8 protein-coding genes are annotated in these 15,538 nt (G+C 58.5%); all 8 read left to right on the top strand.

Annotated features, from left to right (window positions below; all coding sequences use genetic code 11):
• Window positions 1-268 precede the first annotated feature (268 nt).
• The 8 genes from HMPREF3098_RS00270 to HMPREF3098_RS00235 all read left to right on the top strand — a co-directional run bounded on the left by HMPREF3098_RS00270 (window position 269) and on the right by HMPREF3098_RS00235 (window position 15,327).
• Window positions 269-1,288, top strand: coding sequence for an alpha/beta hydrolase (locus HMPREF3098_RS00270; RefSeq protein ID WP_070433551.1), 1,020 nt, complete (start codon window positions 269-271; stop codon window positions 1,286-1,288).
• A gap of 90 nt (window positions 1,289-1,378) precedes the next feature.
• Window positions 1,379-2,167: a YoaK family protein gene (locus tag HMPREF3098_RS00265; protein ID WP_371440924.1), complete on the top strand. Its 789-nt coding sequence runs from the start codon at window positions 1,379-1,381 to the stop codon at window positions 2,165-2,167.
• Between the two features lie 264 nt (window positions 2,168-2,431).
• Window positions 2,432-4,393, top strand: coding sequence for an alpha/beta hydrolase-fold protein (locus HMPREF3098_RS00260; RefSeq protein WP_070433550.1), 1,962 nt, complete (start codon window positions 2,432-2,434; stop codon window positions 4,391-4,393).
• A gap of 227 nt (window positions 4,394-4,620) precedes the next feature.
• The gene (locus tag HMPREF3098_RS00255) at window positions 4,621-5,274 is read left to right on the top strand and encodes a DUF732 domain-containing protein (protein WP_070433549.1); all 654 of its coding nucleotides are present in this window, start codon (window positions 4,621-4,623) and stop codon (window positions 5,272-5,274) included.
• An 84-nt stretch (window positions 5,275-5,358) separates the two neighbouring features.
• Entirely contained in the window at window positions 5,359-6,297 is a 939-nt protein-coding gene (locus HMPREF3098_RS00250; protein ID WP_070433548.1) for a cutinase family protein, read from the top strand.
• A gap of 111 nt (window positions 6,298-6,408) precedes the next feature.
• Entirely contained in the window at window positions 6,409-8,265 is a 1,857-nt protein-coding gene (locus HMPREF3098_RS00245; RefSeq protein ID WP_070433547.1) for a FadD32-like long-chain-fatty-acid--AMP ligase, read from the top strand.
• Between the two features lie 237 nt (window positions 8,266-8,502).
• Window positions 8,503-13,620, top strand: coding sequence for a polyketide synthase Pks13 (gene pks13 / locus HMPREF3098_RS00240; protein WP_070433546.1), 5,118 nt, complete (start codon window positions 8,503-8,505; stop codon window positions 13,618-13,620).
• A 210-nt stretch (window positions 13,621-13,830) separates the two neighbouring features.
• Complete coding sequence (locus HMPREF3098_RS00235; protein ID WP_210385913.1) at window positions 13,831-15,327, top strand: acyl-CoA carboxylase subunit beta; 1,497 nt, start codon at window positions 13,831-13,833, stop codon at window positions 15,325-15,327.
• Window positions 15,328-15,538 lie beyond the last annotated feature (211 nt).

Genomic DNA, 15,538 nt, shown 5'->3' with positions numbered 1-15,538 from the left:
CGTCATTTTGTCGGAGTTCTGCTGCACATTGTGCGAACGAGTGCGTGGGCAGTGGTCTCCCTGCACCTGCTCCTCAACACTCACCTACCCCTTTGGGGTGGGTGTCTTCTTTTGGGGTATGCCCGGGCTGCCTGAAAGTGGTGCTCGACGACAAATTTGCGGTTCCGTGGGCGGCAACCTCTGCCGTGTGGCAGAAGTATTAGTTAGAAACGTAACTTTTTGGTAACATCACCACTCGACGTTAAACCACTTAAGGGAGTCAAAGTAAATGAACGCTCATCAGACTGCACAGGGTTGGGGAAAGAAGATCCTCGCCTTGATGGTGGCGCTGACCACCGCAATGGGCTTGGCTACCGTTGCCGCACCTTCGGCCTCGGCCGCGGATAACCGCACCCGCCTGCGCCCCGGTTGCACCTGGAGCCCATACAAGTTCTACGTACAGAACTGCTGGGTTAACTCCCCAGCAATGGGTCAGAAGATTAAGGTACAGATCAAGCCGTCCTCCCGCGGTGGTAACGCGGGCATTTACCTCCTCGACGGCCTTCGCGCGCGCCAGGATTGGAACGGCTGGACGTACCAAGGCCGCGGCGTGGACATGTTTGTCAATGACAATGTCACGCTGGTGATGCCCGTTGGTGGCCAGTCTCAGTTTTACGCGGACTGGATCGCGCCGTACGGTGGCACGGGTGGGCCGAAGAAGCCGAAGTGGGAGACCTTCCTCACCCGCGAACTCCCTAACTACCTGCAGCGCCACTTCGGTGTAAGCCCACGCAACAATGCCGTTGTGGGCCTGTCCATGGGTGGTACGGCCGCAATGAACCTCGCCGCTTGGCACCGCAATCAGTTCAAGCACGTTTCCTCTCTGTCTGGTTACCTGAACCCAACGTGGCCTGGCATGTACTTGGGTATCCAGTACGCAATGATGCAGGGTGGCGGTCCGGGTGCTCGCATCTGGGACATGTGGGGTTCCCCAGTGGACCCAACCCGCTTCCGCAATGACCCAACCATTCAGGCCGGCCGTTTCGCCGGTATGCCGATGTACCTCTCTGCCGCTGGCGGAATTACCACCTCTCAGGAAAACTTCCTCGGCGACCCGATCGGCGTGGCATCGGGCGTTGCCCTAGAGTGGCTATCCCGTACTTCCACTGCGAAATTCGAGGTCGCAGCTAGGGTTGCGGGTGCTCGCCCAGTGGTTAGCTATCCAATAACTGGAGTCCACAACTGGCCTTACTGGAACATCGAGCTGCGTAACGCTCGTCCTCACATCCTTCGTGCTCTACATGCTTAGGTGACTCATATTGGGTTAAAACCCTCTAAGGCTTGTCAGCCTTAGAGGGTTTTTCGTGTCCCAGCGGTGGGCGGCTGATGCTGTGTTCTGGTGGTACTCTTTGCCACGTCACGATTAACGATCCAAGGCGAGCCTGCAGTGAGTCCAAGCACTTTTTTTCGACAAGCACGCGAAACTGTTCTTCCCGTAACGTCCAATCCCCATGGCCCGCTACCTCCGCTGCTTCTGGTCTGGACGGTAGTAACTGGACTCGTGGATGCTTATTCTTACCTGCAGCTTAACCACGTTTTCGTAGCCAACATGACGGGAAATGTTGTGTTCTTAGGCTTTTCCTTTTCTGGGGTCTCTGGTTTTGCGTGGTGGGCCTCGCTCCTGGCTATCGTGGCCTTCATGACGGGGGCGAAACTTGGTGGGGGCTTTGCGCACGTGAGGAAACCCCGTCACCGTGGCTCACTGCTATTTAGAGCTGGGATGGTTCAGATGCTGCTTTTCGCTGCATCCGCACTTTTGGCCTTTGTTCTGCCACCGAGCCAAAGTACTGCCAGTTTGGTGATGCTGGTTATCGTTCTTTCCGTAGCGATGGGTCTGCAGAATTCAATTGCGCGAGAGCTGTCGGTTCCCGACCTCACTACGACTGTTCTTACGCTGACCATCACCGGGCTTGCAAGTGATGGCGAAGGGAGCCACAAAACCAACAATGCTGGTCGGCGTGTCCTTTCGATTATGTCCATGGCGCTGGGTGCTTTGGTTGGAGGGGCCATGGTGCATGTTGGAACTGGATACTTGGCATTGCTGATCGCGGTTGCGCTTACTGCGGTTATAACGTGGCGGGCGTTCAGCTTGCGCAATGTCACCGCCGAATGGGCGCGGTTGGCGTAGGGGCCAATTCGTCCTCGGATTTCCCAAGCCGTTGGTTTTGTGGGAAAAGCTAATTCTTGCTAGATTTTTCGTGGTAGCCTAACCCTCAAGTAAAACTTTAAGTTTGCTGCGTGTTACACAAGCGGATAGCTAAACGCTTGTAATAATGACTACTGTCAATTGCCACGCGCGCCAGTATCGAAGCGGGAGGGGAACCTGCTTCGGTCCTAGCTCCGCACGACCAACTCGACATAGCTGACGCTCACGAAGGAAAGAATGTAACTTATGCGCCCTGCCGCGATTAAATCCCCCCGCTTCCGCTCCGCACGTCGCGTGAGCGCTGCTTCCTTGGCCCTGCCGCTCGCTGTTGCAATGGGCCTATCTTTGGCACCTGTAGCCCCAGCTCAACAGGCACCAGGTTCCCTGTCCTCCAGCAGCCCTGGATCCGGCACCGGATACCTGAACCCGGATAACCTCCCCAAGCGCACACCACAGAAGGTCACCGAGCAACCCCTGCAAGGCCTGCCAGAAGGCGTGAGTGTTGATCGCGTGGAGTGGATTACCGATCGCTGGGCGAACGTCTTCATCAATTCGAAGGCTATGCCAGGCAAGCCCATCAAGGTGCAGATCCTGCTGGCCCGTGATTGGTACAAAACTCCAGACAAGAGGTTCCCAACCGTATGGGCGCTCGACGGTCTGCGCGCCCGTGACGACGAATCCGGTTGGACCTTGGCCACGAACATTACGTCCTTCTACGCCGATAAGAACGTCAATGTGGTGCTACCAGTCGGCGGCGAGTCCTCCTTCTACACCGACTGGCAGCAGCCAGACAAGGGCAAGCACTACAAGTGGGAATCCTTCCTCACCCAAGAGTTGCCCGCTGTCCTGCGTGAAGGCTGGCGCTCCACGGAAGACCGCGCGATCGTTGGCCTTTCCATGGGTGGCACCGCCGCAATGAACCTAGCCGAGCGCTTCCCTAAGATGTGGAAGTTCGTCGGTTCCTTCTCCGGCTACCTAGACACCACCTCCTATGGCATGCCACAAGCAATCGGTTACGCTACCAACGACGGTGGCGGCTACGATGCCCAGAAGATGTGGGGGCCATATGGCAGTCAGGACTGGACGGATCACGATCCGAAGCTGGGCATCAAGGACCTCGGTGACATGACTGTCTACGTTTCAGCTGGTAACGGTAACGCGGGCAAGTACGACAAACCGGGCGCTCTGCCCGGACTGCCTGCCAACATGGCCGGCTTTGGCTTGGAGGCAATGTCCCGTATGACCACCGAGACCTTCGTGCGCTACGCGAAAGCCGCCAACAAGAAGGTCATTACCCAGTTCCGCCCGTCGGGCACCCACGACTGGCCATACTGGCAGTTCGAGATGACCCAGGCATGGCCTTACATTGCCGATACTCTGAACCTGCCGGAATCCGATCGTGGCGCATCCTGCCAGCCCGTTGGGGATATTGCGAAGCGCGTGAGCGAGTTCCCGCAGCTCGGCGCTTGCATCTCTGATGAGTACGACGGTGCGGGCAAGGGGAAGATTCAGGACTTCCGCGGCGGTCGTGCTTACTGGAGCCCAGAAACCGGTGCTCACTTCCTGTGGGGTCGTATCGGTGCTCTGTATTCCAGCCTGAAGGGCACTCACTCGTGGCTGGGCTACCCGAAGAGCGAAGAAATCTCGATCTCCAACGGACGCGGTCGCTTCGTGGCGTTTGAACACGGCAACATCTACTGGACCCCAACCACCGGTGCTGTCGCTGTAGCCAAGGACATCCTGGGCACCTGGGGCAAGATCAAGTACGAAAATGGCCCGCTCGGTTACCCAACGGCTGAAGCAAAGAAGATGGGCGACGGCTGGGTGCAGCAGTTCGAAAACGGCGTTATCACCCGTGATAAGGACGGCAAAACCCAGTACGTGCAGGGTGAAATCTCTAAGAAGTACATGTCGGTCAAGGGGCCAGAGTCTAAGCTCGGTTTCCCGGTTACCGGTGAAAACTCCCTGCCGAACAACAAGGGCAAAATGTCCGAGTTCACGGGTGGATTTATTTACTGGTCCCCAGCTACCGGCGCACACATCATCTACAAGGGTGCGATCTTCGATGCATGGGGCGAGGAAAAATTCGAACAGGGCAAATTCGGCCTGCCCACCGCTGATCAGGAAGCTATTCCAGCCGGTGGCCAGATCGTGAAGTTCCAAGGCGGCACCATCAGCGAAGTAAACGGCAAGATCGTCAAGAAGTAGCGGCACGGTCGTCAAGAAGTAACGGCAAGATCGTCAAGAAGTAACGGCAAGATCGTCAAGAAATAGGGCGAATCCCGCCGGAGTTACAAGCCTTTGGCGATGGTGGCTTCAGGCAACCATCAGCCAAGGGCTTTAGTCTTTTTCTGGACACATCTACCGTGCTCACATCACTCCCGGCCTCCGCATGGTCGGGGACAAAACTCACAACCTCACAAGGAGTCCATGTCATGCACGTTCCACACCAGCCATTCGGGAACCATTTGCAGTCGGTGGAACACGCTTCCTGCACCGTTTCCTCAACTTCTTCGCGGAAGCGCCGCCGTTCTTTCAACCGTGGTTGGCTTGTAGCTCCATTGGCAGCTGCACTGCTTTCTGGCGGTTTAGTTGCCTGTGGTTCGGACTCCACGGTGGATAACAATGCGGATTCTTCCTCCACTGCCTCCAGTGTGCCTTCTGTTTCTGCGTCGGCTTCGGCGACCTCTTCTCAAACCTCTGATTCCGACGCCCCGTCGGATTCGAACTCTGCTTCTCCCGAGCCCGAACAAGGTGGTCCGATGACGACTGCCCGGGATGGCAGCGTAGAAGAAATTGATGAAGTTCCGGCTGGTGCCGGCCGCACCGCCGAAGACGATGATTTTTTGAACGAGCTCAAAAACAAAGGCATAGATTTTGACAAGGCCGGTGATAAGAATGCGTCAGCCAGCCTGCAAGATCAGGTCATCGCAGCGGCCAGGGCGTCGTGCCAAGACGGCAGTGATGATCGCATTCAGAATTACCTACCGATGGCAGCAGGGCAGATGCAGGCCCAAGGCGTGGTTGATAAACCAGAGGAAGCAGCGAAAACAATCCAAGATGCGGCGAAGAAGGTGTATTGCAAGTAAGTCTTGCTAGGCCGCGTATTGCAAGTAAATCTTGCTAGGCCGTAAGGCATTGGAACCGGAATCAGAACAACAGGTAAAAGGACTATGAAAAAGCTGCTTACGATCGTTGCCGCCCTCGTGGTGGTCATCGTTATTGTTGTGGGCGTGGGGTCGTGGATCAACAAGAACGACAATGCGGGACCATCGCTACCGGGACCGAAGGAACCATCGAATTCGGCTGGGCCGAACGCGCCACAAAACCCACCTGGTTGCGCGCCTTATGAACTGATCGCCGCTCCGGGAACTTGGGAGTCCAAGGCCAACGACGATCCCGTTAATCCACATGCTTTTAAGTGGTCTTTGCTGTTACAGACCACGCAGCCACTGCAGCAACAGTACAGTCCAGAGCAGCTCAAGGTGTGGACGGTGCCCTATACGGCGCAATTCCGCAACATCAATGCGCAGCATGAGAAAACTTACGATGCCTCCCGCGCGGAGGGTTACGGCAAGATCGCCAATGAACTGAAGAGCACCCACCAGCGTTGCCCAGCTACGAAGTTCCTCTTGGTCGGGTTTAGTCAAGGCGCGGTCATCATGGGCGATATGGCCAACAACATTGGCAATGGCCGCGGGCCGGTTCCGGCGGATTCCGTGCGTGGAGTGACTTTGATCGCCGATGGCCGGCAGGAACTGGATAAAGGCATCCTGGTGGGTAATAAGGGTGTCAGCGGTGTGGGCGCGGAAATCGCCCTCAATCCGGTGAGCGGATTGATTCAGGGTATCGTCCCGGGGGCAACCATGAGAGGCCCACGACCTGATGGCTTTGGTGGGCTCAGCGACCGCGTATTTAATATCTGCGCCGTCGGCGACTTGGTGTGTGACGGTCCGCGGGATCCTGTGAATGCGGTGGCCAAAGCACGTGAAATGTTTCTGGCGAATCCGGTGCACAAGGAGTATGCAAAGAACCGTAGCGTGCTGCCCGGCGGCGCAACCGCACCGGAGTGGGTTGTGGGTTGGACCAAGAAAATCGTGGAAGCTGGATAACGGGTGGAGACTTTTCTCACGTTTCACACGAGTAACGCAGACGGACGGGTCCGCGATATGTTTCACTAGATAAAACCAGTAGTTTTATATTCGATCACCAAGGGATGTGGCATGGACATTCAGTCCGCAATGAAGCAATTCTACGACGAGCAAGGGAATATCAATGTCCCTGACCAGCTCACTTTGTCCGGCATGTGCGAAATGCTCTACACCATGGCCCAAATGGAGGGCACCGCCGATGACGTGTTGATCCGCTATTGGGACTTCAGCGGATCCCGCGAAGGCACGTTGCGAGAGGTCAATCGTTCGGAGGTCAACACCCGCATCAAGGCCGTGTGCGTGCGACTGCAGCAGGTTGCCGAGCCCGGCGATCGCGTAGCCATCCTCGCCAACAACTCTCCGGAGTACATGTACGCCTTCTTGGGCGCCATGTACGCCAAGATGGCGCCGGTTCCGCTATATGATCCCAACGAACCCGGCCACACGGGGCACCTCACTGCGGTGTTGGGTTCGTCCGAGCCTAAGGTGGTGCTGACTAATAAGCAGTCTGCCTCGGCTGTTCGCCAGCACTTCGCCGGTGTAGCTGCCGCGGAACGCCCTCGCGTGCTGACCGTGGATGCGCTTCCGGATTCTTTGGCTGAGGAGTGGGTCAACCCCATGATGACCTACATGTCTAATCCGGAGTTGGCGCCGAAGAGCAGCGATGAGGCTTTCCTGCAGTACACGTCGGGCTCCACCCGCCCCCCCGCCGGTGTCGTTCTCACGCACAAGTCCATCGTGACTAACGTGTTGCAGATTTTCTCTGCCGTGAACCTTAAACCCCCGATGCGACTGGTGACGTGGCTGCCCTTGCACCACGATATGGGCGTGATTCTCGCGGCATTCGTCATCATCTTGGGTGTGCCGTTTGACCTGATGAGCCCACGCGACTTCATCCAGGACCCCTCCCGCTGGCTCAAGCAGCTCAGCAAGCGCGATGATGAGGAAAATACGTATACCGTGGTACCCAACTTCGCCCTGGAAATGGCAGTTCGCTATGCAGATCCCGCGAAAACCCCCGGTTTGGAGAACCTGGACCTCTCCCGCTTGGACGGCATCATCAACGGCTCGGAGCCAGTGCACAACAGCACGGTGGAAAAGTTCGTGGAGCTGTTTTCTAACTATGGTTTGAATCGCCAGACTCTGCGTCCGTCTTACGGTCTGGCCGAAGCTACCCTGATTGTCACCACCCCGCAGACCGAGGATCGCCCACTGACCAAGTGGTTCGATCGTGAACACCTGGCGAATGGCAAGGCTGAAGAGTTGGCGCAAGCTGACAGCAAGGCAATGCCTTTGATGTCCCTGGGGCAGGTATGTCGTCCGCAGGTCATGGCCATCGTGGATCCCGAAACTGGTAAAGAGCTACCCGAAGGCACCGTTGGTGAAATCTGGGTGCACGGTGAAAACATGGCAGCTGGTTACCTGAACCGCGAGGACGAGACGCGAGAGACCTTCCGCAACCACCTTCCGCAGGCCAACCGTCTGACCGAGGGGTCAGCTACCGGCGATGCGCCCGAGGACAACTGGATGCGCACCGGCGACCTCGCCGTGGTTCTGGACGGCCAGTTGTACATTACTGGCCGCCTCAAGGACCTCATCATCGTGGCCGGCCGCAACCACTATCCGCAGGACATCGAAGCTACGGCTGACGAGGCGCAGGATCAGACCGCTGCAGCCGTCATCGCCGCTTTCGCTGTGGAAGCAGAAAACATCGAAGGCCTAGTTGTTATCGCAGAACGCGATCCGGAGGCATCCGAAGATGGCGATGCTGCCGCGGTTGAAGCGATCCGCGCAGCCGTCACCAAGGTTCACGGAGTGCAGCCACAGGATATTCGGATCGTGGCTCCTGGCGGAATCCCACGTTCCAGCGCTCACAAGATCGCTCGCCGCGTAGCGGCTAAGGCTTACCTGGACGGAAAGTTCGACTAATTACGCGCCACGTGGCGGCCAGCTGTCCACTGCAAAGGGGGCTGTTGGGCGTCACGTTGTTTCATTGTCGGCTCCGCCCGCGGTTGCATAACGGGGGCGCCAATCCGTGCCCCTACACTGTTACTGTTACTGACGAAAAATAGCTTCTATAGTTTTTGTTGAACGATTACTGGCGAAGCGGAACATACACGCAAGTTAAAAACACGCAAGTTACACGAAAGGACATCGCGGTTCCCTATGGAGGACAATCTCACAGTCGGCTCTGCATCCTCGAATAACCGCCCCACCAGCATCTCTGAGATGCGGCAGTGGTTGCGGGACTGGGTGGCGAAGACTACCGGCTTGTCCCCGCAGCAGATCACGGACGACCGTTCGATGGAGGAATTCGGCCTTTCCTCCCGCGATGTCGTTATCCTCTCGGGCGATCTGGAGCGCCTAACCGGTCAAAACCTTGATGCCACCGTTGCCTACGAGTTCAACTCCATTGCCGCACTGGCCGATTACCTTATCAACGGTCGCGGTTCTATTTCTTCCGACGCCGCCTTCTTCCCCGCCCAAGGTGGAGCTTCCGGGCAGGCATTGAGCCCCGACGATCGTGATGTGGCCATTGTTGGCGTGGCTGGCCGTTACCCAGGCGCTAATAGCGCCGACGAAATGTGGGAGATGTTCTTGGGCTACCGCAGCGGGGTAGGAGAATTGCCCGCGGGCCGTTGGTCGGAGTACGCCGGTGATAAGGAAATGACCCGCCGGATGGAAGAGGCGGTGCTTACGGGCGGATACTTGGAGGACATCGCGGCTTTCGATGCCGAGTTCTTCGGCCTATCTCCGGTGGAAGCGGCCAACATGGACCCCCAGCAGCGCATTGTTTTGCAATTGACGTGGGAGGCCCTAGAGAACGCGGGCATTCCAGCCAACCAGTTGCGCGGGCTGCCGGTGGGGGTGTTTATGGCATCCAACAACAACGATTACGGGATGTTGATTTCCGCGGATCCCACGGAAGCGCACCCTTACGCGTTGACCGGTAACTCTTCGGCCATCATTGCCAACCGTATCTCTTATGCTTTTGACTTCCGTGGGCCATCGATTTCGGTGGATACGGCCTGCTCGGCCTCCCTGGTATCTATCCACCAAGCCGTTCGTTCTCTACGTGATGGGGATTCCACCGTGGCCATCGCTGGTGGTGTGAACATCCTTTCCAATCCGTTCGGTACGGTGGCGTTCTCCGAGCTCGGGGTGCTGAGCCCCACTGGTAAGATCCACGCATTCTCCGATGATGCGGACGGAATCGTTCGCTCCGATGGCGCGGGCGTGGTTGTGCTGAAGCGCCTGTCCGATGCCCGCCGTGATGGGGATAAGGTGTTGGCGGTCATTAAGGGTTCGGCCGTGAACTCCGATGGCCGTTCCAACGGTCTCACCGCCCCGAACCCGGATGCGCAGGTAGACGTCCTACGCGCGGCGTACAGGGACGCTGGCATTTCGCCCACGCACGTGGATTATGTGGAGGCACACGGCACCGGCACGATCTTGGGTGATCCCATTGAGGCCACGGCCCTGGGTGCGGTGCTGTCCGGCCCACGCGATGCTGCGAATCCGCTGCTGCTGGGTAGTGCTAAGACGAACTTCGGTCACACTGAGGCGGCAGCGGGTGTGGCGGGCGTGATCAAGGTGGTCAAGGCCATGGAGCACGGCACGATCCCGCCATCACTGAACTACGCGGGCCCCAACCCGTACATCGATTTTGACGGCGCTCACCTGGAAGTTGTGGAGGATGCGCGGGAGTGGCCTGCATACTCTGGCCGTCCCGTGGCGGGCGTGTCCGGATTCGGCTTTGGTGGAACCAACGCGCACGTGGTCATCACTGCGCCGGAGGCGCAGCAGCCCGAACTCGCTGATGATGTGACCCCAGCAGGTGGCGCACTGGTGGCGGATGAGGGCGTCGAGCAAAAGTACATCCTGCCCGTATCCGGCCTGTTGCCTTCTCGTCGACGCCACGCCGCTGAAGACCTCGCCACTTGGTTGGAAGAAAACCGGGATTCTAAGGGCGTGACGCTGGAATCCGTAGCGCGTGCACTGGCTGGCCGGAACCATGGCCGTTCGCGTGGTGCGATCCTGGCCGGCGACTTCGACCAGGCAATTGACGGACTGCGACGATTGGCTGACAAGCGCAGCGGGGCGCATGTGAAGTCGGCGGATTCACCGTCGACGACCGGCCCTGTGTGGGTGTATTCCGGGTTCGGCTCGCAACACCGCAAAATGGGCAAGGAGTTGTACGAGATGTCCCCGTTCTTCGCGGCACGGCTGCGGGAATTGGATGAGGTGGTTCAGCGCGAATCCGGTTGGTCCTTGGTGGAGAAGATCCTCGATGATGACCAAGACTTCGATACTGAATCCGCTCAGGTGGGAATCACGTGTATCCAGATTGCGCTGACTGAACTGTTACAGCATCTGGGTGTGAAGCCCAGCGCGGTTGTGGGGCAGTCGATGGGCGAGATCGCCGCGGCTTTTGCAGTGGGTGGTCTGTCCAAGGAAGATGCCGTACTGGTTGCCTGCCACCGTTCCCGCCTCATGGGCGAAGGCGAGCAGAACCTGCCGGAGGACAAGCAGGGTGCAATGGCCGTGGTGGAATTCGGTGTGGAGGAACTGGCTACCTTCACCAGCGAGCATCCCGAATTTGCAAAGGTAGAACCCGCGGTCTACGCCGCGCCCGGCATGACTACCGTGGGTGGTCCGCGCGAGCCCGTGGCGAAACTGGTGGAGCACCTAGAAAGCGAGGGCAAGTTTGCCCGCCTGCTGCCCGTAAAAGGTGCGGGGCACACGTCCATGCTGGATCCGATCTTGGGTGAATTGCACTTCGAGATCGGTGATATTCAGCCACGTCCGATCCACACTCCGCTGTATTCCACCGTGGATCGAGGCCGGGTTTACCGCCCGGGTGAAACGTTGCACGATGCCGATTACTTTGTTCGTTGCACCCGGCAGCCGGTGTGGTTCCGCGATGCGACGGGCCAACAGTTCGACGATGGATTCCGCACGTTTGTGGAAATCAGCCCGAACCCGGTGGCGTTGATGCCGCTGATGAACAATTCCTTCGCACATGATGCATCCGATTCCAAGCTGTTATACCTGCTCAAGCGCAAGGAACCGGCGGGGGAGACCGTGGCAAATTGCCTTGCGGAGTTGTACGTGCAGGGCAGCGGTGTGGACCTGAAGGCCTTGGTCGGCCCTTTTGGTGCGACTGCGACGGTGCCGGGAGTGCGCTGGAATCTGCAGCGCCATTGGACCAATGCCCGCCCGGCTTCGGGTGGGGTAGCTGGTCTGCCCGGTGTACGCGTGGATCTGCCGGACGGCCGCGTGGCGTTTTCCGTGGGCGCTGATCTGGTGCCGAGCGTGCTGGCTTTGGCTGAAGCCGTGGCGGAACAGGTCGCGCCTGGTGCGCAGGTTGTGGCCAGCGAAGAGCACGCGGTCTTGCCAAGCGCGGGTTCCTTGACGGCGATGGCTACCAAGAGCCTGGGTGGATGGTCGGTGGAGGTCTACGACGCCGAGACGAGCTCCGCCATGCCGCTGGTGGGCGAGGCTTTCGTTAGCACGTTGGCTGTGGCCGCGCCGGGCGGTTCTTTATCCGACGCCAAAGCCTCCCCGGCTGGTGGTTCCCTTGATGCCACGAATTCCCCGGCGGGGGAGAAGCCCGGCGTGGGTTCCGGGGCAATTGCTGGTGCAGCGACTGGCGCAACTGGTGGAAGGGCTACTGGTGCGGGAACCAAGAACCACGCTCTGCCCGAGGTAGATACCGATGCCATGCGATGGAGCCCAGAATCGGGTGAATCTGTAGCGGATCGTCTGCGTTCGATCGTGGGTGAATCCATGGGTTACGACGTGGAAGATTTACCGGGCGAGTTGCCTTTGATTGATTTGGGGCTGGACTCCCTCATGGGCATGCGCATCAAGAACCGCGTGGAATACGATTTTGATTTGCCACCGCTGCAGGTGCAGACCCTGCGCGATGGCTCGGTCGATGACGTGATCACGATGGTGGAGCGCATGGTGGCGGAAAAGGGTGCGAACCCCGCCACCGACAGCACTGGTGCGGATGACGCTGCCACTGGCGACCAGAAGGGCACTGCCACCGGAGGCCAGAAGGATACTGCAGCCGGCGATCAGAAGGATACTGCCGGTTCAGTGAAGACCTCGGATTACACTGCCGCTGCAGGTGGCGTGGCCCCTCGTGATGCCAGCGAACGCTTGGTGTTTGCAACCTGGGCGAAGGTCACGGGAAAGGCTGCGCCGGGTGTCACCAGCCCATTGCCGGAGATCTCCGATGAGAAGGCTGCAGAATTGGCGGAGCGATTGAGCGACCGTTCGGGTGGAGAAATCACCGCCCAGGATGTGCAGAACGCGGACTCCATGGAACCGCTGGCGGATCTGGTGCGCGCGAAATTGGAGACCGCTGTGGAAGGCAACATTCGTGTGTTGCGGGCCCGCGAGGATGGTGCCGCTGGCAGTGGCGCTGAGGGCGCTAACTCGGGGGAGGACTCGGACGCACCTCGCAAGCCCAGTGTATTCCTCTTCCATCCCGCGGGCGGATCCTCCGTGGTATTCCAGCCGTTGATGCGCCGTCTACCTGCAGACATTCCTGTATACGGTGTGGAGCGCCTTGAGGGTGAACTCAGCGACCGAGCAGCGCAGTATCTGGACGAGATTATTGAATACTCTGCTGGCATGCCGGTGGTTCTCGGAGGGTGGAGCTTTGGTGGTGCGCTGGCGTACGAGGTTGCCAACCAGTTTGCGCAACGTGCCGAGCGCGGTGAACCGACCGTAGAGATCTCCCGCATTGTCTTGTTGGATACCGTACAGCCGAAGAACCCAGCTCCGGATACTAAGGAAGAGATGCATAAGCGGTGGGACCGCTACGCGGAATTCGCTCGCCGCACCTACGGCTTGCCGCTCGAAGTGCCACACGACCTGCTGGATGAGCACGGCGAGGGCGTGATGCTCACCATGTTCCAGCAGTTCCTCACTTCTCCGGAAGTCGGCGGGTTGGGCCTGCCAGCGGGAGTGCTGGAGCACCAGCGGGCCAGCTTTGTGGATAACCGCATCTTGGAATCCCTTGATTTCAGCCAGTGGGCAACGGTGTCTGCGCCGGTAACGTTGTTCCGTGCCGAGCGAATGCACGACGGCGCCATTGAATTGGAACCTGCATATGCGGAGGTTGCCGAAGATGGTGGATGGGCACAGATCGTGGATGATCTGAAGATTGTGCACCTCAATGGTGACCACTTGGCGATTGTGGATGAACCAGAAATCGGCAAGGTCGGTAAGGTACTGGCTCAGCAGATTGAGGAAGACTTGAAGCGCTAACACCCAGGCAACGCCGCGGATTAGAGGCGTGGATAGAGAATAAAAGAAGCACAATGGCCTGAAACCTACGGAACCGATTGGCAGGCAACGCCGCGGATTTGAGGCGTGGACAGAGACAAGAAGAAGCACAATAACGTGAAACCACCGGAAGGAAACCCAGTGACGGAAACTACCGCCGACAAGTTGAGGGGGCTGCAAGAGCGCCTGGACATGGCGCAGGATCCGGGTTCGGAGAAAGCCAAGGCTAAGCGCGATGAGGCCGGTTTCACCACCCCACGCCAGCGTATTGATGCGTTATTGGACGAGGGGTCCTTTACGGAAATCGGAGCGCTCGGACGCACACCGGGAGATAAGGAGGCTCCCTACGGTGATGGCGTGGTGACTGGTTATGGTCGTGTCAATGGGCGCGCTGTGGCCGTGTATGCCCACGACAAGTCCGTTTATGGTGGCTCGGTGGGTGAGACCTTCGGCAAAAAGGTCATGGAGGTTATGGACATGGCCACGCGCATTGGCTGCCCAGTAATCGGAATTAATGATTCCGGTGGTGCGCGTATTCAGGACGCGGTGACGTCCCTGGCGATGTATTCCGAGATCGCGCGTCGCCAGTTGCCGTTGAGTGGCCAAAGCCCGCAGATTTCGATCCTACTGGGGCCCTCGGCTGGTGGTGCGGTGTATGCGCCGGTAACCACGGACTTTGTGATTGCTGTGGAAGGGCGTACGCAGATGTTTGTGACTGGCCCGGCTGTTATCGAGTCCGTGACTGGCGAAAAGGTCAGCATGGAGGAGCTGGGCGGGGCTCGCCAGCAGGCCCGCAACGGTAACGTCTCTTATGTTGCGGGGAGCGAGGAGGAGGCCTTTAACTATGTGAAGGACCTCATGGAGTTTCTGCCGTCGAGCGTTTTCGATGATCCCCAGGAATACTGGGCGCCGTCGGATGAACTGACTGAGCGCGATTATGAGCTCAGCGACATTATTCCCGATGATCCGAATGCAGGCTACGACATCATGGATGTGCTGCTGCGCATTTTCGATGACGATAACGTGCTGGAGGTTCAGGACGATTATGGCTCCAACGTGGTGACGGCATTCGCGCGCGTGGATGGCCGCAGCGTGGGTGTTGTGGCGAACCAGCCGATGGTGCTGGCGGGGTGCTTGGATGCCGATGCGGCAGATAAGGCCGCGCGCTTCATTCGTATTTGTGATGCCTACAACATTCCGATTGTGTGGGTTGTGGATACTCCTGGGTACATGCCAGGCGTGGAGCAGGAGAAGCTGGGCCTGATCCACCGTGGTGCAAAGCTGGGTTTTGCCACTTTGGAAGCAGATGTCCCCAAGGTGACCGTGGTGGTTCGTAAGGCTTTCGGTGGTGGTTATGCCGTCATGGGGTCCAAGAACATGGGTACGGATATCAACTTGGCATGGCCCACCGCGCAGATTGCCGTGATGGGTGCGGAGGCTGCGGTGGTCATGATGCAGGGCAAGCACCTTGCGGCAATGCCACCGGAGCAGCGTCCGCTTGCCAAGAAGATGTTCGTGGATTTCTATAACGCAAACATGACCAGTCCTTATGTGGCCGCTGAACGTGGCTACCTAGACGCGGTGATTGAGCCGCAGGATACGCGCGTTCGTCTTCGCCAAGCGATGCGGCAGCTGCGCAATAAAACGGTTCTGGAACCGGTGAAGAAGCACAACATTCCGCCTATGTAGCTGCGGGGGGTGGGGCGCCAGAGGGTGCTCTTTTTATCTCGACGCCACCTAGTTTTCCCACGTGGGCCATGGAGGATGGGGGCAGGCGATGCGTGGCGTCGAGTAACGCAAAATAACTAATGTGACAGATGTGACGTAAGGGAAACTTAGGCGGTGTAACGTAATCGTGTAGTCCGCCGATGGGGGAAGCGTAGTGTCGCATGGCTTGCGT

This window comes from Corynebacterium sp. HMSC28B08, from assembly GCF_001806865.1.
In the GTDB taxonomy this organism is placed as follows: Bacteria; Actinomycetota; Actinomycetes; order Mycobacteriales; family Mycobacteriaceae; genus Corynebacterium; species Corynebacterium auriscanis.
This window is presented reverse-complemented; position numbering and strand designations above follow the sequence as displayed.